Origin of the sequence: Streptomyces sp. NPDC057963, assembly GCF_042887155.1 — a bacterium.
GTDB lineage: Bacteria > Actinomycetota > Actinomycetes > Streptomycetales > Streptomycetaceae > Streptomyces.
Genome location: NZ_JBHVPX010000013.1, coordinates 1 through 23247, shown reverse-complemented (window position 1 = coordinate 23247; position 23247 = coordinate 1). Strand labels below are relative to the sequence as shown.

Annotated in this window: 16 protein-coding genes; 10 read left to right on the top strand and 6 right to left on the bottom strand. The window is 72.1% G+C overall.

What is annotated here, in order from left to right; genetic code table 11:
• Positions 1 to 12: 12 nt before the first annotated feature.
• The 3 genes from ACFVT1_RS27620 to ACFVT1_RS27610 all read left to right on the top strand — a co-directional run bounded on the left by ACFVT1_RS27620 (position 13) and on the right by ACFVT1_RS27610 (position 7575).
• Entirely contained in the window at positions 13 to 1539 is a 1527-nt protein-coding gene (locus tag ACFVT1_RS27620; protein ID WP_389800212.1) for a hypothetical protein, read from the top strand.
• A gap of 172 nt (positions 1540 to 1711) precedes the next feature.
• On the top strand, positions 1712 to 2641 hold the full coding sequence (locus ACFVT1_RS27615) for a hypothetical protein (protein WP_389800210.1): 930 nt from the start codon (positions 1712 to 1714) through the stop codon (positions 2639 to 2641).
• 116 nt (positions 2642 to 2757) lie between these two features.
• The gene (locus ACFVT1_RS27610; RefSeq protein WP_389800208.1) at positions 2758 to 7575 is read left to right on the top strand and encodes a hypothetical protein; all 4818 of its coding nucleotides are present in this window, start codon (positions 2758 to 2760) and stop codon (positions 7573 to 7575) included.
• Positions 7576 to 7752: 177 nt separating this feature from the next.
• Here the strand turns inward: ACFVT1_RS27610 and ACFVT1_RS27605 are convergent, their stop codons facing one another.
• The gene (locus ACFVT1_RS27605) at positions 7753 to 8235 is read right to left on the bottom strand and encodes a hypothetical protein (protein WP_389800207.1); all 483 of its coding nucleotides are present in this window, start codon (positions 8233 to 8235) and stop codon (positions 7753 to 7755) included.
• Between the two features lie 399 nt (positions 8236 to 8634).
• Between ACFVT1_RS27605 and ACFVT1_RS27600 the strand changes: the two genes are divergently transcribed.
• From ACFVT1_RS27600 to ACFVT1_RS27585, 4 genes are read left to right on the top strand one after another with little or no spacing between them, the layout of a single operon-like run.
• Entirely contained in the window at positions 8635 to 11520 is a 2886-nt protein-coding gene (locus tag ACFVT1_RS27600; protein ID WP_389800205.1) for a nitrate- and nitrite sensing domain-containing protein, read from the top strand.
• Positions 11517 to 11960: a roadblock/LC7 domain-containing protein gene (locus tag ACFVT1_RS27595; protein WP_362208912.1), complete on the top strand. Its 444-nt coding sequence runs from the start codon at positions 11517 to 11519 to the stop codon at positions 11958 to 11960. Before ACFVT1_RS27600 ends, ACFVT1_RS27595 begins: the two co-directional genes overlap by 4 nt.
• A 9-nt stretch (positions 11961 to 11969) precedes the next feature.
• On the top strand, positions 11970 to 12392 hold the full coding sequence (locus tag ACFVT1_RS27590; RefSeq protein WP_389800203.1) for a DUF742 domain-containing protein: 423 nt from the start codon (positions 11970 to 11972) through the stop codon (positions 12390 to 12392).
• Positions 12373 to 12978 (top strand): ATP/GTP-binding protein, encoded by a 606-nt coding sequence (locus tag ACFVT1_RS27585; protein WP_362208907.1) that lies wholly within the window; start codon positions 12373 to 12375, stop codon positions 12976 to 12978. Before ACFVT1_RS27590 ends, ACFVT1_RS27585 begins: the two co-directional genes overlap by 20 nt.
• Before the next feature lie 138 nt (positions 12979 to 13116).
• Here ACFVT1_RS27585 and ACFVT1_RS27580 read toward each other — a convergent pair whose 3' ends face one another.
• Positions 13117 to 13464 carry an Mpo1-like protein gene (locus tag ACFVT1_RS27580; protein ID WP_389800202.1) on the bottom strand — a complete coding sequence of 116 codons (348 nt, stop codon included), beginning with the start codon at positions 13462 to 13464 and terminating at the stop codon, positions 13117 to 13119.
• Positions 13465 to 13580: 116 nt separating this feature from the next.
• Complete coding sequence (locus ACFVT1_RS27575; protein WP_389800200.1) at positions 13581 to 14390, bottom strand: M15 family metallopeptidase; 810 nt, start codon at positions 14388 to 14390, stop codon at positions 13581 to 13583.
• Between the two features lie 68 nt (positions 14391 to 14458).
• Between ACFVT1_RS27575 and ACFVT1_RS27570 the strand changes: the two genes are divergently transcribed.
• On the top strand, positions 14459 to 14989 hold the full coding sequence (locus ACFVT1_RS27570) for an NUDIX domain-containing protein (RefSeq protein WP_389800583.1): 531 nt from the start codon (positions 14459 to 14461) through the stop codon (positions 14987 to 14989).
• Between the two features lie 36 nt (positions 14990 to 15025).
• Here the strand turns inward: ACFVT1_RS27570 and ACFVT1_RS27565 are convergent, their stop codons facing one another.
• Positions 15026 to 17377, bottom strand: a complete 2352-nt coding sequence (locus ACFVT1_RS27565; protein WP_389800198.1) for a glycoside hydrolase family 31 protein — start codon at positions 17375 to 17377, stop codon at positions 15026 to 15028.
• A 221-nt stretch (positions 17378 to 17598) separates the two neighbouring features.
• On the opposite strand from ACFVT1_RS27565, the gene ACFVT1_RS27560 reads away from it, so the two are divergent.
• Both ACFVT1_RS27560 and ACFVT1_RS27555 read left to right on the top strand, forming a co-directional pair.
• The gene (locus tag ACFVT1_RS27560; RefSeq protein ID WP_389800197.1) at positions 17599 to 19575 is read left to right on the top strand and encodes an acetoacetate--CoA ligase; all 1977 of its coding nucleotides are present in this window, start codon (positions 17599 to 17601) and stop codon (positions 19573 to 19575) included.
• Positions 19576 to 19642: 67 nt separating this feature from the next.
• Entirely contained in the window at positions 19643 to 20578 is a 936-nt protein-coding gene (locus ACFVT1_RS27555) for a hypothetical protein (RefSeq protein WP_389800195.1), read from the top strand.
• Between the two features lie 59 nt (positions 20579 to 20637).
• On the opposite strand, the gene ptsP is transcribed toward ACFVT1_RS27555, so the two are convergent.
• Both ptsP and ACFVT1_RS27545 read right to left on the bottom strand, forming a co-directional pair.
• On the bottom strand, positions 20638 to 22308 hold the full coding sequence (gene ptsP / locus ACFVT1_RS27550) for a phosphoenolpyruvate--protein phosphotransferase (RefSeq protein WP_389800193.1): 1671 nt from the start codon (positions 22306 to 22308) through the stop codon (positions 20638 to 20640).
• A gap of 76 nt (positions 22309 to 22384) precedes the next feature.
• Positions 22385 to 22834, bottom strand: a complete 450-nt coding sequence (locus ACFVT1_RS27545) for a PTS glucose transporter subunit IIA (RefSeq protein WP_389800192.1) — start codon at positions 22832 to 22834, stop codon at positions 22385 to 22387.
• Positions 22835 to 23247: the final 413 nt, after the last annotated feature.

Genomic DNA, 23247 nt, shown 5'->3' with positions numbered 1-23247 from the left:
AATCTGTGCAGCGTGACTTCGCCTGCCTACACGGACAACGCTGCGCCCCAGCTCAGCGCGGGGCCGCGGCCCGCCCCGGGCCCCGCCGCCGACGAGGGGCTCTCGCGGCGGCTGCGCGCGCTCGCCTGCACGGCGCCGCTGCACGACCTCGATGTGCGCAAGGCGAATCTGGCCGGTGAGTACACGGTCTACGCGATGGCCGAGGTCGCGCTCGCCGCGATCGACCACGTCACCCTCAACATGGACTTCGACACCGGTGCCGACCACGACCAGATAGTGGCCAGGCTCCTCCCCCGCGTCGCCGCCCAGGCCCCGGACCGCCCGGCCGCCGAGCACGAGCGGGTCGCCCGCTGGGTGCTGGAGAACCTCATCAACGTCGGCAGCGTCGACCGCGGATTCCGTGCGGTGTACGGCACTTTCGGCCCCGATGGGGTGTATGTCCGTCGCGATTACGACTTCAAGCTGATCGAAGAGGTCCCGGGATACGGCGGCACCGTCTACCTCCGGGCCACCGACGAAGCGGTCAACGTCCTGGTCGGCGCCCTCGACACCGACGTCACCAGCGCCCAGATCGCCGCCGAGGTGAAGCTGGAGGTCCTCATCAGCCGGGGCCGCCTCGCGGACGCCCAGCTCGCCGCCGAACAGGCCCGCTACCGCACCGTGCAGTACGCCGAGACCCTCCGCAAGACGCTGGAGGCCACCCGGCGCAACGTCCGGGCCGTCGACTGGCTCAACGCCGTCCCCGACATGATCGCCGAGGCGCTCGATCACGTCGCCGACCGCTACCGCCACGAGAACGCGATCCTCACCAACATCCGCAAGGCGCGCGACGAGGCCGAGGAGCCCGAGCACAAGCGACGCGCCGCCGAACTCGTCGACATCGTCAAGGACTGCATCCGCCGCCACACCCAGCTCCAGTCCCGACTGCTCGAAGCCGGGCCGCTGTTCCGCGCCGAACAGGACCGGCAGGCGTTCGCCGCCCCCATGGCCCGCGGCGGCCTCGACCTGTACGGCCAGCTGGTCGCCCCACTGCTGCCGCTCCCCGTGGAAGAGGCCATCCGCGTCACCGACGCGTTCTTCGCCCACGGCACCGGACTGCGCACCCCCACCTCGGTACGGGTGGGCGACCTCGTCGACATGCTGCTCACCCCGCCCCTGGAACGGGAACACCTGGGCGCCGAGATGCCCGAACCCGACCTCATCGCCACCCCGGACGACAGCAGGTTCAGCGAGGAACAGCTCGCGAGTGCCATGGAACTCCTCGACCTGGAGCACGACGCCCCGCGCCGGCTCTCCGGACTCCTCGCGGAGGCCCGCCGCCGCGACCCCGAACTGCCCTATCTGGTAGCCCTGCTCGCGGTGCACGCCGCCAGCCCGCCGGTCGGCACCGCCTACCGGCAGGGCGAGCAGCGCCTGTTGTTCTCCGTCGACGACGGAACGCAGCTGGACGACCCGGAGTTCGGCGGCGCCGACCTGATAGTGGGCACAGCCCTGCTGGACGCGGCCGGAATGGCCGCGGACCGTTCGGAGGCATCATGAGCGGCGTGCCGCGGGAGGCACACCGGTCGCCGACCCGGCCGCCGCACCCCGGCCGTGGGCGTCGCCGCCCCGCCGGCGGACCGGCCGGCACCGCACCGCTCGGGACGGATGCCGCGAGAACCGCTTCCGTTCACCCCGTACCGAAGATCTTCCGCAGCAAGGAGCGACCGTCGTGAGCGACCACCGCGCACAGCACGCCGACGCGTGGAGCGAGCCGACCGCCGCGCACACGACCGAGAGCACGGCGCCCGCCGACCCGGCCGGCCCCGCCGCGACCGCACCCGTCACCCCGGCCGACACAGCCGACGCGGCCCGGCTCGTCGCCTTCGGACTGCAGCCCAAACTGCTGCCCGCACGCGACGCCGAATACGCCGAACTCCTGCGCCGCTACCGGGAGGAGCCCGCTTTCGCCCGGCTCGCCGACGCCGTGGCGACCGGACTCGGCCTGGTCGTGCTGGAGGTGTCCACCCGCGCGGGCATGGCCGTGACCGCCGGTGAGGACTCGGTCTTCGCCGTCCGCATGGGCGACTACGCCCGCCGCGCCTCCTCGGACTCCGCCGACCGCTTCCTGCACGGGCTCGCCCATCTCGCCGTCGCCGCGATGGCGTTCCCCCGCCCCGAGGACCTCGCCGACGACGCGTACATCGGCCGGATCACCGTCAACGGCGTCGACTCGTTCGTACGCCAGGCATGCCACCGCCTGGAGGAGCGAGCCGAGGAGCACGGCGACAACACCGACCCGGCCACCGACCACCCCGGGCTGGAAGCGGCCTGGCGGATCTACGCCCGGCGCAGCTCCACCGGGGCGACGAAGGACGCCCGCAGGCTGGCCGGCTCCACCACCGGCATCGTCGGCAAGGCCGTCGCCTTCCTCACCGACTCCGGCTTCCTCCAGCGCACCGGGGACGACGCCGGAGGCGCCTTCCGTACCACCGCCCGCTACCAGCTCCAGGTCCGCGACATGGCCGGCAGCGCCGCCATGGCCGAACTCCTGGAACTCGGAGTCGTGCCGGTCAGCGACGGCACGGCGACGCTCCTGCCGCCGCCCGACTCCGACGACCTGGAGCTGGCCGCCGACGCCGGTCTGCCCTTCCACGCCTGACCCCCGCCCCACCACCGCCGTCCTCCCACCGCCATCGCCGCCCCCCACCATCGCTGTCCCCCCGCCCCACCACCGCCGTCTCCCTCCCGCTGTCTGAACGACGAGAGTCCGCCGCCATGTACGAGCTGTCCCGGGTCCGCCTCTACTCCATCGGGCCTGCCGGTGCGCGCTACGCCGACACCGTGCTTGACCTGCGCGGAGTGGGCGAACCCGTGCCCCGCCCCGCCCCGGCCCAGGCGGAGTTCTTCGAGGAGGAACCGGTCGGCCCGCCGCGCCGCCCCGCCCCCGCCGGGGTGCTCTTCCTGGAGAACGGCGGCGGCAAGTCGGTGCTGCTGAAGCTGATCTTCTCGGTGATGCTGCCCGGCCACCGCAACACCCTCGGCGGCGCCAGCTCCGGGGTGCTGCGCAAGTTCCTGCTCGCCGACGACTGCGGGCATGTCGCCCTGGAGTGGCAGCACACCCTCACCGGCGAGTGCGTGGTCGTCGGCAAGGTCAGCGAGTGGCGCGGCCGGCAGGTCTCCAACGACCCGCGGAAGTTCGCCGAGGCGTGGTACTCCTTCCGCCCCGGCCCCGGGCTCAGCCTGGACTCCCTGCCGGTCGCCGAGGCCACCTCCGTGCACCGCCCCGTCGAGGGCGCCTCCGGCGCACAGGGCCGACGGCGCACGATGAAGGGCTTCCGCGACGCCCTGACCGAGGCGGGCAAGTTCTACCAGCACCTCGATGTGCACTGGGAAGAGATCCACGACCGCTGGAACGAGCACCTCGGCGACCTCGGCCTCGACCCGGAACTCTTCCGCTACCAGCGCGAGATGAACGCCGACGAGGGCGAGGCGGCCGGCCTCTTCGCCGTCAAGAAGGACTCCGACTTCACCGACCTGCTCCTGCGCGCCGTCACGGACACCCGTGACACGGACGGCCTCGCCGACCTGGTCAGCGGCTTCGGCAACAAGCTGGGCCGCCGCGCCGAGCTGACCGCCGAGCGCGACTTCACCGCGGGCTCGGCCGATCTGCTCGGCCGCATCGTGGAGGCCACCGGCACCCGTTCCCACGCCCGGGACATCCACGCGGGCGCCGAGCGCCGCACCCGTACGCTCGCCCGCAGGCTCTCCGCCCGCGCCGGCCAGGAGCGCGGCCGGGCCGCCGAGCTGGCCCAGCAGGTCACGGCCGCGGCCCACACCGTCACCGCGGCCGAGGAGGCCCGCAGCCGCAGCGCGCAGATCGCGGCGGAACTGGCCTACCGGCACGCCTCCCTGGCCCTCACCGCGGCGGAGAAGGGCGCGGCCGCCCAGCGCCGCGAACTGGGCGACGCCCGCACCCTGCACTCCGCCTGGCAGGCCGCCGAGGCCGTACTGCGCCACCGCGCCGCCGCCGACCGCTCCGCACGGGTCGCCGTCGCCATCCGTGAGGCCGAGCGCGACGCCGCACCCGCGCTCGCCGCCCGCGCGGACGCGGCCGCCGATCTCGTACGGGCCCTGCACACCGCGGCGGAGGCCGGCGAGACGCTGGCCAACGAGGAGGAGGAGCGCTCCGACACGCTCCAGACAGCAAGCGAGACGGCTCACCGCGACGCCACCACCGCCGCGACCGAGGCCCAGCGTGCCCGCAGCGAGGCCGGACACCTGCGCCAGCGCCTCGCCGAGGTCGAGCAGGAGACGGCCGAGGCGGTACGGGCCGGCTGGCTCGACAACACCGCGCCGGACGCGGACCCGGCGCGCGCCGCCCTCGCCGCCAGCGACGCCGAGCAGTCCGCCGTCGCCGGGTGGGACACCGCGAGGGAGGCCGCCCGCTCGGCAGCCGACCGGGCCAGGGAAGCCGCGGCCGCAGAGAGCCGCGCCGAACTGGCCGCGGCGCGCGCCGCCGACGCCGCGCAGGCCGCGGAACACTCGTACGAGGCCGAGCTCAGGGCCGCCGAGTCGATCGCCGCCGAGCGCCGCCTGGCCGACCTGCTCGGCCTGCCCGCCGCGCAGGACGCCGACGTGCCCCGGCCCCGCCGCGGACCGGCGGGCACGGAGACGGACCCCGACGCCCCGCACGGCGCGGACCACCAGAACGCCACCGACCGCGCGGACCACGCGGATCAGGGCGGCCGGGCAGACCGACCGGGCCAGGCCGCGCACGGCACGCACACCGTCACGGCCGAACAGCCCGACACCTGCGAACAGCCGCTCACCGCCGAGGAGTTCGACCGCAGCGCCGGCGAACTGCGGGAGCTGCTCGACCAGGGCATCGCCGCCGCCGAACGCCGCCTCTTCGAACTGCGGACCGCGGCCGCCGACGATTCCCGCATCCTCGGCGCGCTCGGCGACGGCGGACTGCTGCCGCCCGGCCCCGACGTCCTCGCCACCGTCGAATACCTCGGCGAACACGGCATCCCGGCCCTGCCCGGCTGGCGCTACCTCGCCCAGGCCGTCGACCCCGCCGACCACGCGTCCGTACTCGCCGCCCGTCCCGAACTGGTCGACGGCGTGGTCATCACCGACCCCGACTCGCACGCCCGCGCCCGCGAGGTCCTGAGCGGCGCCGCCCTGCTGCCGCGCTCCGCCGTCGCCGTGGGCACCGCCGCCGCACTGCTCGCCCCCGTCCCGGCCACCGGCACGGGCTCGGCCGCGAGCACGGAAGGAGTCTTCCTCGTCCCGCCGAACCCGGCGATGCACGACGAACACGCCGCCGACGAGGAGCGGCAGGCCCTCAGGAGCAGGGCCGCCGCCCGCGACGAGGACATCCGCACGCTCGCGGCCCGCCTCACGGCCGACCGCTCCCTCGCCGCCCGCATCGGCTCCTGGCGCGCCGACTGCCCGCCCGGCATGCTGGCCGAACTGGCCGAAGCCGCGCGCACCGCCCGTACGGCCGCCGAGACGGCGGAAGCCGCGCTCGCCGAAGCCCGTACCGTGCGAGCCGAGGCCGACGAGGCCGCCGCGGACACCGCCCGTGTCCGCGACGAACGCCAGGAGGCCGCTCAGCGTGCCCGACGGGCCGCCGACGCGCTCGCGGGCCTCGCCTACCGGCTCCGCGAACGCGCGGGCTGGCAGGCGAAGCTGCGCGAACTGATCGACGAGGCGGCCGAGTCCGAGGCCCGCGCCACCGTCTGCCTGGAGCGGGCCCGCGCCGCCGACGAGGACCGCAGGGCCGCCCAGCGCGCTGCGGACGACGCCCGCCGCACGGCCCGCGCCCTGCGCGCCGAACGTGCCGAGATCGCGGGTGCGCCCGAGCACCTCCCGGAGCCCGCGCCCGACGCCCCGCGCCGCGCGCTCCCCGCGCTGCGGGAGGCCTACCGGGCCGCGTCCCAGCTGTACGAGAAGGTGGGCGTCGGCGCCGACCTGCGCGCCGAACAGGCCCGCGCGGAGAGCGACGAGAGTGCCGCTCTGGCCGAACTGGACCGGCTCACCAACAAGGTCCGCACCCGGGCCGCCCAGCTCCTCGAAAGCACCGACGGCGCCGACGGCCCCTCCCGGCAGGCGGCCGCCGCCCGCGCCGAGTCCCTGGTCCAGCTCCTGGAGACCCGTGCCTCCACCGCGAGCGAGCAACTGGGCCGGCTGCGGGGTGAGGCCGAGCGCCTGGCCCCGGTCGACGGCGAGACCCACCACACCGAACTCCCCGGCGAGCTGGTCCCGGCCGACGCCGAGCAGGCCCAGACTCTCCTGCGCAGCGCCACGGCCGAACTGACCGCCGCCACCGCGACCCTGGACACCGCACGGGCCGCCCACGCCGAACTGCTGCACGCCCACCGCACCGCCGAGGACTCGGCGGGCGGCTTCGACGAGACCGCGGCGCTCCTGCGCGACCTCCTCCGGGACCACGGCGCGGACGACGACACCGAGGCCCCCGAGCCGTACCCGGGCAGCCTCGACGAGGCCCGGCAGTCCGCCGCCGAGGCCCGCCGTTCACTGCGCGGCTGCACCGCCGACCTGTCCGCCGCCGAGAGCGCCGTACGCGAAGCGAGCGACGTCCTCGTACGGCATGCCAACTCCACCCGCTACGAACAGGTCCGCACCCCCGCCCGCCAGCAGATCCGTGAGCTGCCGGCCGCGGCGCTGCCCGAGCACGCGGAGAAGTGGGCCGCCGCTTTCGCGCCCCGGCTCCGGGTCCTCACCGACGAGCTGGCCCAGCTGGAGCGCAACCGCGACTCCATCGTCGACCGGCTCCGCGGCCTCGTGGAGTCCGCGCTCACCACCCTTCGCTCCGCCCAGCGGCTCTCCCAGCTCCCCGAGGGGCTGGGGGAGTGGTCCGGCCAGGAGTTCCTCCGGATCCGCTTCGAGGAACCCGACCAGGCGACGCTCACCGAGCGGCTCGGCGACGTCATCGACGAGGCCACCCGCGCCGCCCTGAAGAAGAACTCCGACCTGCGCAGGGACGGCATGTCCCTCCTGCTGCGCGGCGTGCAGGCGGCGCTGGAGCCCAAGGGCATCGCCGTGGAGATCCTCAAGCCGGACGCGGTGCTCCGTGCCGAACGCGTCCCGGTCGGCCAGATGGGCGACGTCTTCTCCGGGGGTCAGCTGCTCACCGCGGCCATCGCCCTCTACTGCACGATGGCCGCACTGCGCAGCAACGACCGCGGCCGTGACCGCCATCAGCACCGGCACGCGGGCACGCTCTTCCTGGACAACCCCATCGGCCGCGCCAACGCCACCTATCTCCTGGAACTCCAGCGCGCGGTGTCGGACGCCCTCGGTGTGCAGCTGCTTTACACGACCGGTCTGTTCGACACCACGGCGCTCGCCGAATTCCCGCTGGTGATCCGGTTGCGCAATGACGCGGACCTGCGGGCCGGGCTGAAGTACATCAGCGTGGAGGAGCACCTTCGTCCCGGGCTGCCGCAGCAGGACCCGAAGGGTGGGACGGTGCACGGCGAGATCACCGCCACCCGCATGTTCAAGCGCACCACGACACCGCCCGACACCGTCCGGACACCCCCTGCGGACTCGTCCGGCGAGTAACGGCGGACAACGGCGAGCGACGTCGGACGACGGCGGGCACCAGGGACGGGGCAGCGAGGACGAGGCTCCTGGACCGGGGGGCGAGGCGGGGCGGGTCGGTGGACCGGGCCGACTCCCGAACCCGGTCCGGCCCGGTCCACCGGGCGGTCCCTGCACCGCCCGGTGGACCGGCGCCGCTCAGGCCCGCGAGAGGCTGCCCGCGCCCCGGCGGCGTATCCGGGCATCGTCCCGCCGCGCGGTCCGTGCCGCCCGTCGTGCTCTGCGCCGCTCACGGCGCAACTGCCGCGCCGAACTGCTCGGCACGGACACCACGCCATTGCGCTGATTCCAGACCTGCCGGGTGACCCAGACGTCCAGCACCGACCAGGTCGCGACCACGGTGCTGCCCACACCGCTCAGCACCATCGGAAAGGCCAGCCAGGACCCCGCCAATGTGCACAGGAACGCGACCACGGCCTGGATGATCGTCAACGACATGATGAGCACGGCACGCACAGCGGCCGTACGCACCGGATCCGGCATCCGCCGACGTGTCGCCGGCTCCTCCACCCAGAGCTGCCGGCGCTCCTGGCGCGGGATCCTCGCCCCGCCGGTCGCTGCCGAGGCCGCCGTCGCGCCCGGTGCCGACGGCACCGGGCTCCGACGCTCTTCCGTATCCAAGGACCCTCAACTCCCCACCGCTGTCCGACTTCAGGGTTGTTGCCCGGCGTACGCCGTGTCTACGCGGGCGGATCGGACCGTCTGCCCAGCGCTCCCCGTGTTCTCCCTGCCCGTACAGAGAGACGAGTGACCAGCTGTGAAGATTCCCTCGAACCGTCATCGAGCGAAGAATTCAAGCCAACTGCCCTGCCGGATCGTATGCTGCTCCGACCGGTCTCTTCTGCCGCTTTCGCGAATTTAATAGCCCGGAATGCCCGGACAACTCATGATCAACAACGGGGAGTCCGGCTGAAAAACATCACGGACATCTCTTCGAGTTGCCTCGCTGTCAGTAGTAGGCTCACGCCGTTTGTTGACGGAACACGATCCCCGACCCGTGGGGTCGGTCTGGGGGAGGCCATGCGCTTTCGCGGAAAGTCCATCCGCAGGAAGATCGTGGCCCTGCTGCTGGTGCCGCTCGTCTCCCTCACCGGACTCTGGGGTTTCGCCACGTTCCTGACGGGGCGCGAGGCAAGCCACCTGCTGAGTGCGAGCACCATCGTGGAGAAGGTGGGTCATCCTCTGGAGGACACCGTCCGCGCCATCCAGGACGAGCGCCGCCAGACCGTGGTCTTTCTCGCCGACCCCAGAGCATCCAATGCCCTTCCCCTTCTGCGGCGCCAACGAGCGGCCACCGACCGCGTCGTCGCGGACGTCCAGGACAGTGCACGGCAGAAGGGCATTCGCGACGCACTGAGGCCCGAGGACGAGACCCAGCTGAATGCGGTCCTCCGCACGGTCGAGGGCCTTGGAGCGCTCCGCGATTCGGTCGAGAAACGCACCATCGACCGTCTGAAGGCGATGGAGTTCTACGACCGTCTCATAGATCCCTGCTACCGCTTTCTGAACGGTCTCCGCACGATTGAGAACGTGTCGATGGACAAGCAGGTCCGCGCGCTGGCCGGTATCTCACGAGCCCGCGAAATGCTCTCCCGCGAAGACGCCCTGGTGGCCTCGGCGCTCGTCGCCGGCCGGCTCTCCGCCGCCGAACTGCGCCAGATCTCCGACCTCGTCGCCAATCGGAAGCTGCTCTACGAGACAAATGGCGAGATGCTCCCCTCGTCGGAACGCCAACGTGTCGAGCAGTACTGGGCGAGCCCGGACAGCGAAGCACTGAGAACGGCCGAGAGCACGCTCATCAACGGTGGTCCCACCCAGGACCCGCGAGCGGTCGACGCCGAGCGCTGGCAGGAGGTCGCTCCGCCCGTCCTGGACCGGCTGGCCAACGACTCCACCGAGATGAACAACCGCTTCCAGGACCGCGGCAAGCCCGCCGGCTACAGCGTCCTGATCAAGGCGGGCGTCGCGGGCGTCCTCGGCTTCCTCGCCCTGCTCGCCTCGGTGTTCGTCTCCGTACGCATCGGCCGTGAGCTCATCCGTGACCTCTCCCGGCTCCGCAAGGACGCCCACGAGGTCTCCGGCATACGGCTGCCGAGCGTGATGCGCCGCCTCGCCGCCGGTGAACAGATCGATGTCGAGACCGAGGCCCCGCGCCTCCAGTATGAACGGGACGAGATCGGACAGGTCGGACAGGCTCTCAACACCCTGCAACGGGCGGCCGTCGAAGCCGCGGTCAAGCAGGCGGACATGCGACGCGGGGTGTCCGAGGTCTTCGTCAATCTCGCCCGCCGCAACCAGGTGCTGCTGCACCGGCAGTTGACGCTCCTGGACACCATGGAGCGCCGCACCGAGAACACCGATGAACTCGCGGACCTCTTCCGCCTCGACCACCTCACCACGCGCATGCGACGCCATGCCGAGGGCCTGGTGATCCTCTCCGGTGCCGCGCCGTCCCGTCAGTGGCGCAAGCCGATCCAGTTGATGGACGTGGTACGGGCGGCGGTCGCCGAGGTCGAGGACTACGAGCGGATCGAGGTCCGCAGGCTGCCCCGCTTCGGTGTGGGGGGCCCCGCCGTCGCCGACCTCACCCATCTGATCGCCGAACTCCTGGAGAACGCCACCGTGTTCTCGCCCCCGCACACCGCGGTGCAGGTGCTCGGCGAACGCGTCGCCAACGGTTTCACGCTCGAAATCCACGACCGGGGCCTCGGTATGACCCCGGATGTCCTCCTCGACGCCAACCTGAGGCTCGCCGAGACCCCGGAGTTCGAGCTCTCCGACACCGACCGGCTCGGTCTCTTCGTGGTCAGCCGTCTGGCCCAGCGGCAGAACGTCCGGGTCTCGTTGCAGACCTCTCCGTACGGTGGCACGACCGCGGTCGTCTTCATTCCCGCGGCGCTCCTCACCGACGCACCGGACACGCACGGCACCGGATTCCGGCTCGACCGCCGGTCCGAGAAGGCGATCGGCAGCGCAAAGGCGGCCGGACAGGTACCGGGCGGCGACAAGGACCGCCGGGTCACCGGCAGGTCCTCCGGCCTGGCCCCCGTCCCCACCGGCCTCGTGGACCCGGCCCTCCTGGACGGACCGGTGGAGCTCGAAGGACCCGTGGAAGCACTGGGCTTCGAGAACGACCCCGTACTCGATCCCCTGCTCGATCCCCTGCCCGGCGGCGTGTCCGACATCGACGACACCGAGAGCGAACGCGGAGGCATCTTCCGCTCCCGCGACCTCCGGCGCGACGGTGACCGCGAACAGCACCAGCAGGCGTCCGACCAGGCGGGGCAGTCCGCGGCCGGTGTACGGGCGAGTCGCCCCGGCGGCCCGGTGCCGCTGCCCCGCCGGAAACCGCCGATCCTGGTCACCGACAACGGCCGCCGGGTCGACGAGGCGGGCCGCGCCCACCCCGCAGCCGCCGAGCACGACCCCGCTTCCGGCTCCGACGGTCCCACCCGTGACGCTGGGTTCAGGCCGCCGGCCGCCGGCCCGTGGCTCTCCGCCGCCGACACCGGCAGGCCCTCCGAGCCGCGGCAGCCCACCGAAATCCGGCAGTCCGCCGGCTTCCGGAAACCCACCGGTCCTGCCGCGCCCACCGAACCCGTCGCGCCGACCGAACCCGCGCGCCCGGCAGCCCCGGTCGCGGCCCCCGAGACGGTGGGCGGCCTGCCCCGGCGCATCAGGCAGGCAAGCCTCGCCCCGCAGCTTCGCGAAGTCTCCGGCGGCCGCGATGCGGAGCCGGCCCGTACGGAACCCGACCAGGACTTCGAACGCGACGCGGACGAGGTGCGCAGCCGCATGGCTTCGCTCCAGCGCGGCTGGCAGCGCGGCCGGAGGCAGAACGCCGAGGACGTGACCGGTCCCGGTGACACAGCACAAGGAACCACTTCGGGAGGGGACGGTCCATGACCGCACCGAACGCCGCAGCACCCAACACCGCACGCCAGGGCTCCGGCCAGTTGAACTGGCTCCTCGACGAACTCGTCGAGCGCGTCGCCAGCATCCACAAGGCGCTGGTGCTCTCCAGCGACGGCCTCGCCACCGGCACGTCCAAGGACCTGACCCGCGAGGACAGCGAACATCTGGCGGCCGTCGCCTCCGGATTCCACAGCCTGGCCAAGGGGGTGGGGCGCCACTTCGACGCGGGGCGGGTGCGCCAGACCGTCGTCGAACTCGACGAGGCGTTCCTCTTCGTCACGGCGGCCGGTGACGGCAGTTGTCTCGCCGTGCTGGCCGATGCCGACTCCGACGTCGGCCAGGTGGCGTACGAGATGACGCTGATGGTCAAGCGCGTCGGCGCCCACCTGGCCAACGCTCCCCGGACGACCGGTCTGTCCGCCGGGGGGTGAGGGGACGGCATGAGCGCTGACTTCTCCAGATCTCCGGCCGCGCCCGCGGACCCGCAGGCATCGCGCTGGTACGACGCCGATGCGGGACCCGTGGTCCGTCCGTACGCGATGACCCGGGGCCGTACCAGCAGCGCCTCCCGCCATCGCCTCGACCTGATCGCGGTCGTCGTCCCCGAACCCGCGGCCGACGACCCCGGCCGGGACCAGACGCTCTCCCCGGAACATGTGGAGATCGTCGAACTCTGCAGTGACATGCCCCAGTCGATCGCCGAACTCGCGGCCGGCCTGGACCTCCCCGTAGGGGTGGTCCGGGTGCTGGTCGGTGATCTCGTCGAGGACGAGCTGGTGCACGTAACCCGTCCCGTTCCGCCGGCGGAGCTGCCGGACGTGAACATTCTTCGCGAGGTGATCAATGGCCTTCGGGCGCTCTAGCCGCAACAGGCGGCCCGTGGAGCCCGTTACCCTGAAAATCCTGGTGGCGGGCGGCTTCGGAGTGGGCAAGACGACTCTGGTCGGCGCGGTCAGCGAGATCAGGCCGCTGCGTACGGAGGAGAGACTCAGCGAGGCGGGCCGCCCGGTGGACGACGTGGCGGGCGTGGAGGCCAAGACCACCACCACCGTGGCCATGGACTTCGGCCGGATCACCCTCCGCGAGGACCTGGTGCTGTACCTGTTCGGCACCCCGGGACAGGACCGCTTCTGGTTCCTGTGGGACGAACTGGCCCAGGGCGCGCTGGGCGCGGTCGTGATCGCGGACACCCGGCGGCTCCAGGACTGCTTCGCGGCGGTCGACTACTTCGAGCGCCGCAGGATTCCCTTCACCGTCGCCGTCAACTGCTTCGAGGGGGCGGACAAGTTCGCCACCGAGACGGTGCAGGCTGCGCTGGACCTCGATCCCGAGGTGCCGGTCCTGATGTGCGACGCGCGCGACCGCTCCTCCGCGCGGGACGTGCTGGTGACGGTCGTCGAGCATGCGGTGGCCCGTGCGGAGCGCCCCCGCGAGCCCGCCACGACGTAGCGGCCCGTACGGCGGCCGCGGCACGGACAACGCGGCCCGCACCCCCGCCGACCGGGGTACGGGCCGCGCGTTGCTGCCCGACCGCGCAAGGATTTTTCACCCGGCGTGAGGGGCCGTCAAGGCTGCCGGCAGGAGCGGTCAGCGGTTCTCGGCGAGCCACTTGGCCGCGATCTCCGCCAGGTCCCGGTCGCGGCCCGCGAGCATCATCCGGATCATCTGCACGTCGCCACGGAGCGACCAGGCCGGATGCCCGAAGGTGGCCGGATTGTTCTTCTCGATGAGGAAGTGCGCGGGCCAGGCCGTCCCGTACCCGATCAGGGGCAACGCGGCCGCGTACCTCTTGCGGCCGCGGGCCAGGCCGTACGCGGTGACCGCGAGCCCGGTGAGGGTGCCCGTCAGATGGACCCAGCGGGTCGCGGCCCGGGAGTGCATCGCGACGTAGTAGGGCCAGAACTCTTCGTAGGAATCGAACGTCTGCTGTGGCATACGGGCACCGTAACGGCTGGGGTGGCAACCGGAAACGGTCGGTTCGCGTCCGAGAGGAAGAGCGGGCGGCCGGGACCCACGGGGGTGGTCCCGGCCGCTCGTTCTCCGCACGCGTGTCAGTGCCCCGCGACGGACCTCCTGGCCACCGGGAAGTCGAAGTAGGTGTCCGGGAACAGCTCGGGCTCGAACGTGTAGTGCCACCATTCCTCGGCCAGATTCACGAAACCGGCATCGGCGAGCGTCTTCCGCAGGAACTGCCGATGGGCACGCTGAGCTCCCTGGATACGCGGGTCGTCCGTGTGGGAGAGCGTGTCGAAGCAGTCGAACCCCGTGCCCATGTCCAGGGAGTTGTCGGGGAAGCGGTCGGAGCGGGGCGCGTAGCAGGGCACCTGCCGCCCGCCCGGCAGGTACGGTCCGGTCGGTGCGGCCGGCAGCTTCACCAGCGTCAGATCCACCGTGCTGCCGCGGCTGTGTCCGGATTTCTCCGCGATGTAGCCGTCGGCGAACAGCCGCGCCTTGTCGACGCGCGGATAGAACTCGCCCTTCATGGTCTCGTCGTCGAGGTCCTTCGCCCACCGCACGAAATGGTCGACCGCCCGCTGCGGCCGGTAGCAGTCGTACACCTTCAGGGAGTAGCCCTGCGCCAGCAGCCGGGTCTGCGCGCGGTGCAGGGCCAGGGCCGTCGGCCGGGTCAGGATGCAGAGCGGCTGACGGTAGCCGTCCACCGGCACGCCCATGAAGTTGTGCGCGGTGGGGTAGCGCATCTCCTGGATGATCGTCGGATCCACCGAACGCAGCGCGACGAACTCCTCAGGGGCCTTCGGCTCGGGTCCCGCCTGCGCCACGGGGGCGGTGGCGGTGACGGCGAGCAGGGCGGCGGCAGCGGCAGTGGCCAGGACACGGAGAGCGGAAGCGATACCTGTCATGAGCACATAATCCAGCAGAACGGCACGTCCGGCGGGCGATCGGATACAGTCCGCGCGTGTCCGCCCCCATGAGCGACCCCGAGAAGCCGGCCAAGGACTCCCACTGCGGCAGCTGCGGAGCACCGTTCGCCGCTTCGGCGGCCTCCGCCGCCTGGCCCCGCACCTGCGCCGCGTGCGGAGAAACGGCCTACCGCAACCCGCTGCCGGTCGCCGTGGCACTGCTCCCCGCCACCGACCGGGACGGCACCGGCCTCGTCGTCATCACCCGCACCGTCCCGCCCCACCGCGGCGGCCTCGCGCTCCCCGGCGGCTTCATCGACCACGACGAGGACTGGAAGCACGCCGTCGTACGCGAACTGCGCGAGGAGACCGGCATCGAAGCCGGCGAGGAGGACGTGCGCCTGGCCGACGCCCTCAGCGCCCCGGACGGCCATCTACTCCTCTTCGGCCTGCTTCCGGAACGCCCCGCCGACAGCCTCCCGCCCTCCGCGCCCACCGACGAGACCTCCGGCTTCCACCTGCTCCGCACACCCACCGAGCTCGCTTTCCCCCTGCACACCCGGGCCGTCCGCACCTGGTTCGACGGGGGCTACCCCTGACCGGCCCGAGGCCACTTCCGGAACTCGGCGCGCGGCCTACAAACCGCGGACGCGCACCGGACCGTCCACCGGCCCCTCCTCACCCTCCCGCGCCACCACGACCTCCCCGTCCACCAGCCGCGACGTATACCGCTCGACCTCCGCCCGCTCCCAGCCGTCACCCGCGTCCCGGACCACCAGACCACCGCCACTGCGCCCTGCGGCCGGAGCCCACACCTCCAGCTCCACACCCCCGTCCGCGCCCCGCACGGGCAGCACCGAACCCGCCCGCGCCAACACCGGAACCCGCGACAACGGAGCATCGAGCAACACCTGACCGGGCCCCTCGTACGCCTCACCCGTCGCCGTGTCGTACCAACGCCCCCGCGGCAGCCGCACCGCCCGGCGGTCCGCGCCACGCTCCAGCACAGGCGCCACCAGCAGGGCGTCACCCAGCAAGAACGCGTCCTCGCACTCCCGCAACGACCGCTCCCCGGGCGTACCCCACCAGAGCGGTCGCACATACGGCGCACCGGTCAGCCCGGACAGTTGCGCCAGCGTCACGAAGTAGGGGTGGAGCCGCTCCCGTTCCTCCAGCGCGGCCCGCGCGTGCTCAAGCACCCCCGGCCCGAACTCCCACGGCTCCCGCCGCCCCGCGTCGATGGCGCTGTGGGTACGGAACAAGGGCAGGTACGCACCCAGCTGGAACCACCGCAGATACAGCTCCGGCGACGGCGACCCGCCGAACCCGCCCACGTCCGGCCCCGAATACGGAACCCCGCACAGCCCCAGCCCCAGCACCAGCGCCAGCGAGGCCCGCAGCCCGGGCCAGCCGGTCTCCACATCCCCGGACCAGGTCCCCCCGTACCGCTGCATCCCCGCCCAACCGGAACGCGAGAACAGAAAGGGACGTGTCTCCGGCCGCAGCCGGCGGAGCCCTTCGTACCCGGCACGCGCCATCGCGAGCCCGTACACATTGTGGGCCTCGCGGTGATCACCCCCGCGGCCCTCCAGGCAGTGCCGCGCCGACCGCGGCAGCGTCGGATCCCCGAACGCCGCGAACGACACCGGCTCGTTCATGTCGTGCCACACACCGGAGAACCCCTGCGCGAACCGCTCCTCGTACAGCCCGCCCCACCATTCCCGCACCTGCGGATCGGTGAAGTCCGGATACACGCACTCACCCGGCCACACCTCCCCGCGCACCAGCCGCCCGCGCGCGTCCCGGACGAACGCCCCGCGGCTCCCGACCGCCGCGCCCGAGTCGAACACCGCGTTCCCCGGCTCCGCCTTCACCGCGGGATCGACGATCGACACCAGCCGCACCCCGTCCTCCCGCAACTCCTCGGCCAGCCCCGGAAGATCGGGAAAGCGCCCGCGGTCGACGGTGAACACCCGGTGCGCGTCGTAGTGGTCGATGTCCAGATGCAGCACGGACAGGGGCAACCCCCGCTCCCGGTAACCGGCGACGACCCGTCGCACCTCCCGCTCGCTCCCGAACCCCCAACGGGCATGCTGCGGACCCAGCGCCCAGGACGGCGGCAGCGCGGGCGCACCCGTCAGCGCCGTCCAGCCCTGCAACACGCGGGCCGGCGTACCGGCCATCACCCAGCAGCGCAGCGGCCCCCCGTCCATCCGCACCTCGCACATCCCCGGGCGGTCGTGGCCGGATCCCGCGCCCTCCTCGCCCTCGCGCAGCGTCACCCGCCCCGACCAGGAATTGTCGTGGAACAGCAGATGCGTCCCCGCATCGGAGACCACCAGTTGCACCGGCATCGTCAGGTACAGCGGATCGTCGTCCGGCCCGAAGCGACCACCCGGGTCGGTGTTCCACAACCGGTACACACCGTCCCGCAGCCGCGGCCCGGACGCCCGCCCGCCGAGCCCGAAGAACCGGGCATCCGCCGGCACCTCGGACCGCTGCACCCAACGAGCGGCACCGCCCGCGACCGGCTCCCACCAGCGCGGCGGCAGCTCGCGCCGGAGCACCACCCCGCCCGGCGTACGCAGCTCCACGGCCCCGTGCCGCGACACCGCGACGGTCAGCCGCTCCGAGACGACCTGCCAGCCGCCGTCCTTGTCCGGCTCCAGCGCGGCCCGCGGATCCGCCTCCGGCGCCACGCCGGGCAACGCGTACGACGGCAACGGGTCCGCCCCGTCCCAGCCCCAGAACACCGCCCCGCCCACCGCCACCCGGACCCGCAACTCCGAACGCGCGAACCGCACCACACCCCCGCCCGGCTCCGGCTCCGCCCCCACCACGAGGCCCGGCACCCTCGCCCGCTCCGCACCGCGCCGGGGCAGCGCCCGCGCATCCGCATTCCGGCGCCGCCAGGAGGAGCGCATCGTGCGCAGCCCCCGCACCGAACCGACCATCTTCACCGAGCGCACCAGGTCACGACCGTTCATGCAGCTCACCCTGCCACCCGGCAGGGCGGGTGCGGGCGCCGTTCAACTTCCGTTCACCCGTGGCCGGACCACATGTCCGGACACACGACCATGGGCGACGAACCCTGGTGCGAAAGACGATCACGTGGCATCGTCCGTAAAAGCCGCCTCACGCGCACACCCCAGCACGTGTGCGCGCGACCCACGCCCACCCCGCGTACCCGTACAGTCAGGGAGCCGCCATGACCGCAGCAGCCAACGACGCCCCCCTCTGGCAGCCCGGCCCCGACCGCATCGCGGCCGCCGCCGTCACCCGCTTCCAGAGCTGGGCGGCCGAGCGCTACGGAGCACCGGCCGAAGGCGGCTACCAGGCGCTGCACCGCTGGTCGGTCGACGAGCTCGACACCTTCTGGCGGGCCGTCGCCGACTGGTTCGACGTACGGTTCTCCACCCCGTACGAATCCGTCATCGGCGACCGCACCATGCCCGGCGCCCAGTGGTTTCCCGGCGCCGCCCTCAACTACGCGGAACACGCGCTGCGCACCGCCGACGACCCCCTGCGCGCCGACGCCCCCGCCCTGATCCACGTCGACGAGACCCACACCCAGGTCCCCCTCTCCTGGTCCGGACTCCGCCGGCAGGTCGGATCGCTCGCCGCCGAACTCCGCGCTCTCGGCGTCGCACCGGGCGACCGCGTCAGCGCCTACGTCCCCAACATCCCCCAGGCGGTCGTCGCCTTCCTCGCCACCGCGGCCGTCGGCGGCGTCTGGACCTCCTGCGCCCCCGACTTCGGCGCCCGCAGCGTCCTCGACCGCTTCCAGCAGGTCGAACCGGTCGTCCTGTTCACCGTCGACGGCTACCGCTACGGCGGCAAGGAGCACGACCGCACCGACACGGTCGCCGAGCTGCGCCGCGAACTCCCCACCCTGCGCGCCGTCGTCCACATCCCGCTGCTGGGCACCGAGGCCCCGGAGGGCGCCCTCGACTGGTCCGCCCTCACGTCGGCGGACACCGAGCCCGTCTTCGAACAGGTCCCCTTCGACCACCCGCTGTGGGTGCTCTACTCCTCCGGCACCACCGGGCTCCCCAAGGCGATCGTCCAGTCCCAGGGCGGCATCCTGCTGGAACACTTCAAGCAGGTCGGACTGCACTGCGACCTCGGCCCCGACGACCGCTTCTTCTGGTACACCTCCACCGGCTGGATGATGTGGAACTTCCTCGTCTCCGGCCTGCTGACCGGGACGACACTCGTGCTGTACGACGGAAGCCCCGGCTACCCGGACGTCAGCGCCCAGTGGCGCGTCGCCGAACAGACCGGAGCAACCCTCTTCGGCACCTCCGCCGCCTATGTCATGGCCTGCCGCAAAGCCGGCGTCCACCCGGGCCGCGACTTCGACCTCTCCCGCGTCCAGTGCGTCGCCACCACCGGCTCCCCGCTCCCGCCCGACGGATTCCGCTGGCTCCACGACGAAGTGGACGACAACCTGTGGATCGCCTCCGTCAGCGGCGGCACCGACGTCTGCAGCTGCTTCGCCGGCGCGGTCCCCACCCTCCCCGTGCACATCGCCGAGCTCCAGGCCCCGTGCCTCGGCACGGACCTCCAGGCCTGGGACCCCGCGGGCAAGCCACTCATCGGCGAGGTCGGCGAGCTCGTCGTCGCCGCACCCCTGCCCTCCATGCCGATCCGCTTCTGGAACGACCCCGACGGCAGCCGCTACCACGACAGTTACTTCGACATGTACCCCGGAGTCTGGCGCCACGGCGACTGGATCACGATCACCGAACACGGCTCCGTCGTCATCCACGGCCGCTCCGACTCCACCCTCAACCGCCAGGGTGTCCGGATGGGCTCCGCAGACATCTACGAAGCCGTCGAACGGCTCCCCGAGATCCGCGAGTCCCTCGTCATCGGCCTCGAAGAGCCCGACGGCGGGTACTGGATGCCGCTCTTCGTCCACCTCGCCGACGGTGCCTCGCTCGACGACGACCTGCGCGACAGCATCAAGCAGACCATCCGCGCGAACCTCTCCCCGCGCCACGTCCCGGACGAGATCATCGAGGTCCCCGGTATCCCGCACACCCTCACCGGCAAGCGCATCGAGGTTCCGGTCAAACGCCTCCTGCAGGGCACAACCCTGGCCAAGGCGGTCAATCCCGGCTCGATCGACAACCTCGAACTCCTCCACTTCTACGAGGACCTCGCCCGCAAGCGGCGCTGACCGCCCGCACTGTCAGTGCCCCTGATTACTCTGAGTGAGCAATGATCGACAGCGCACTGGGGGAGTCATGGCGCACACCAGGAACACCAAGCAGGACAAGACCATCGGGACCGGCGAGTACGGGCGGTCCCGGACTTCCATGCGGCGCACGCTGCGCCGCGAAGCACCCAGCACCGTCGGCCTCCTGGCCGACGAGAAGGACTTCGCGGCGATGCAGCGCTACCGCACCTTCACCTTCGACGACCACACCGTCTACCTCCAGCAGGTCGAGGGCCTGCTGAAGGCCCTCGCCGCACAGGGCATGCACGCCACGGTCGCCCTCTTCGACCCCGAGGAGTACGCGGAGTTCTGCACCGAGTCCGGAATCGCTCCCGACACCCCTGCCAGCCGCAGCCGCTTCACCGCCGAAATCGCCTCGATCGGCGCCACCGTCGCGTACACCGGCCAACCCATCGACACCCTGATCCCACTCCTGGTCGGCCGAGCCGTCCGCCGGGCCACCTGGGAATACGCCACGATGACCCTGGCCGACCTCGGAGCATGCGCCGACTGCGGACAGGACATCGGCCGCGCCGCCTTCGACCGGGCCTCCCACCTCCTGCTGCGCATGCTGGAGACGGCCGGCCCGGGCACCCACCACCTCGTCTGCAGCACCCCCACCGAGACCGAGCACCTGCTCGCCGTCCTGCATACCGAGCGCGACACCACGGGGCCCGCCCGCCTCGAAACAGCGGAAGGAGCCGAGTTCGTCACGGTGCTCGCCGTCGGCATCGCCCTCGAAAAGCCCGGAGGAGTCGTACTCCGGACGAGCAGCCCCGGAACCCAGGACCGGGTCCACGGCTGGCGGCTGGCCCGCGGCAGCCTGGTCCCGCTCACCGCCGGCGAGGTCTTCAGCGCCTACTGCACCGACGCCGACACCGGCGAACCCGTCGCCCCGGAGCCGCACGTGGAGTACTGCGCCGGCTTCGACATCGGGGCGGACGAACCGGAGACGCACCACTGACAGGCCGAAGGGGCTCCCCGCCACCGGCGGGGAGCCCCTTCGCCACAGACACCGCAGGACTACTCGCCCGACAGCACAGCCTGAGCCGCCACCCGCGCCTCTTCGGCGGAGTCGGCCGCCCGCGCGGCAGAAGCGGCACGCTCGCACTGCGCGAGCGTGTACTTCGCCAGCGTGGCGCGGACATACGGAATGGACGCGGCACCCATCGACAGCGACGTCACACCCAGCCCCGTCAGGACACAGGCGAGCAGGGGATCGGAGGCGGCTTCACCACAGACGCCGCAGCTCTTGCCCTCGGCACCGGCCGCCTCCGCCGACAGCGCGACCAGATCGAGCAGCGCAGGCTGCCAAGGATCCTGCAGCCGCGACAGCGCGCCCACCTGACGGTCGGCGGCAAAGGTGTACTGCGCCAGGTCGTTGGTACCCAGCGAGAGGAACTCGACCTCCTGCAGGATCGAGCGCGCCCGCAGCGCGGCTGACGGAATCTCCACCATCGCGCCGAACTTCGCCGCCAGCCCGGCCTCACGGCAGGCGTCTGCGAAGGCCTTCGCGTCCGCACGGTCCGCCACCATCGGAGCCATGACCTCAAGATGGACAGGCAGACCCTCGGCCGCCTTCGCCAGCGCGGTCAGCTGGGTCCGCAGCACCTCGGGGTGGTCCAGCAGGCTCCGCAGCCCACGCACACCCAGCGCCGGGTTGGGCTCGTCCACCGGCGTCAGGAAGTCCAGCGGCTTGTCGGCACCGGCATCCAGCACCCGCACCACGACACGCCCCTCGGGGAACGCCTCGAGCACCGCCCGGTACGCCGCGACCTGCTTCTCCTCGGACGGCGCCCGCTTGCTGTCGTCCAGGAACAGGAACTCGGTACGGAACAGCCCCACACCCTCCGCACCGGCCTCGACGGCAGCCGGCACGTCGCCCGGCCCGCCCACATTGGCGAGCAGCGGGACCTTGTGACCGTCGGAGGTCGCCCCAGGACCGGTCGAAGCGGACAGCGAGGCCTTGCGCGCGGCAGCGGCGCTCTCCAGCTCCGCACGCTTCTCGGCGCTGGGCTCGACGAAGATCTCACCGGTGCTGCCGTCCACCGCGACGACCGTGCCCTCGGCCAGGTCCCCGGCCCCGGGAAGCGCCACCACGGCGGGCACACCGAGCGCCCGCGCCAGGATCGCGCTGTGACTGGTGGGCCCACCCTCCTCGGTCACGAAGCCGAGCACCAGGGCAGGGTCGAGCAGCGCCGTGTCGGCGGGCGCCAGGTCCCTGGCGATCAGCACATAGGGCTCGTCGCTGTCCGGTACACCGGGCATCGGCACACCGAGCAGACGTGCCACGATCCGATTGCGGACGTCGTCGAGGTCGGCGACCCGCCCCGCGAGGTACTCACCGGCGTTGGCGAGCAGCGCCCGATAGGCGGCGAACGCGTCGTAGACGCCGCGTTCGGCAGTGCTGCCGACGGCGATGCGCCGATCCACATCGGCGATCAGCTCGGGGTCCTGCGCCATCATGGCCTGAGCCTCAAGCACATGCTGGGCCTCGCCGCCGGCAAGGTTGCCGCGCGCGATCAGATCGGCCGCCACGGCTTCCACAGCCTGGCGGGCGCGCCCCTGTTCGCGCTCCGCCTCCTCGGCCGGGATCTGCTTCGCCGGCGGTTCGAGCACCGCCGTACCCATATGACGCACCTCGCCGATCGCCACTCCGTGACTCACGCCGACGCCTCGCAGCGTTGTCTCCATTTCACCCGTCCCCGGTTGTGCGGCGGTCCGTGCCTCCGCGGTGGATATCCAGTCGGCCGTCATCGCGCCGAGTCCGTCACTGCCAACCGAACAACGTGTCGCCGATCTTGACGTCGCCGTCCTCCCGGACATCGGAGAGGGAGTCAGCAGTCGCCTCCAGCGCGACGATCGGGCACACCGGCGACTTGCCGGCGGCCTCTACGCCCGCAGGGTCCCACCGCACGATCCCCTGGCCGCGGGTGACCGTGTCCCCCTTGTTCACGAGCAGCTCGAAGCCCTCGCCATTGAGCTGGACGGTGTCGATGCCGAGGTGGACGAGTACGCCGTGCCCCTGCCCGTCGACGACGACGAACGCATGCGGGTGCAGGGAGACGACGATGCCGTCGACCGGCGATACGGCCTCGGACGGCTCGCGCACGGGATCGATGGCGGTTCCAGGACCCACCATCGCGCCGGAGAAGACCGGGTCCGGCACGGCGGCGAGCCCGATGGCACGTCCGGCGAGGGGGGACGTCACAGTGGTCATGGGGAACCTCCCAGGGGTGGAGCTCGAATGGCGCCGTCACGGCTTGCAGACGACGGCGTGCTGTTCAGCAGAGTAAGTCATAAGAAGTTCCGGTTCCGCCCGAGTCCTGGCGGTTCGGGACCCTCGGAGAAGTGCCGGAAACGATTTGCCTCGACTCTCGGCTGCCTGTACTGTCATACCCCTGCCTGACCCCAGCACGACTTCACGTCGGGGGTCGGCGGCGACTTTTAAGCCCTGACCCTAACTCGGATCGGCACCTGCATGTCTGCAGGAGGTTGGTCAAGAGGAATGAAAAGGCCTGATAGAGTCGGACTCGCTGGAAAGGGAAACGCGAAAGCGAAGAACTGGAAAGCAACCCCGCTTCGACCGGGAATCGGACACGAAAGAGTCTGATAGAGTCGGAAACGCAAGAC